We start from the raw sequence: 510 nt of genomic DNA on the forward strand, positions 1-510 counted from the left end.
CGCCCAGCAGCGCCGCGGCCACGCCGTGCGGCGCTGCCTCGCCGTCCCCTTCGATCGACCAGGCCTGCAGCAGGGCCGACAGGTCGCCCAGCTCGCTCGGCAGGGCCACGGCGGTGAGGTTGCCAGCCGGCGCCGGCTGCGCGCCAGGCAGTTCCTCGGCCGGGCCGGCGACGGGGCGATCGCGTTCGAACTCGGCCTCGGTCACGTCCAGCAGCTCGTGCGGGGCCAGGGCCGACAGGCCCGCGGGCACGCCCAGGGCGCCGTCCAGCAGCGCATGGGGCGAGCGCACGGTCTGCAGCCAGCGCTTGACGTCGGTGCTGGTGATGCCGGTGGTGCCCAGGGTCACGCGCTGGCGGTCCACCTGCTGCAGCGCGCGGTTGAACTGGCTGGCCATGGCCAGCAGCCGCGACTGGGCCTGCCCCAGCCCGCGCGCGGCGCGCTCCAGCGCGATGTGGCCGTGCGCGTGGCCTTGATGGCGGTGATGGCCCTCGGAGGCGCGGTCGACAGCCA

Annotated in this window: 1 pseudogene; it reads right to left on the minus strand. The window is 76.3% G+C overall.

Going from position 1 to position 510, the window contains the following annotated elements:
• Window positions 1-510 (minus strand): annotated as a pseudogene (locus AC27IO_RS25340) (hypothetical protein); the annotation flags it as partial.

It is taken from the genome of Acidovorax sp. KNOB132, from assembly GCF_057541515.1.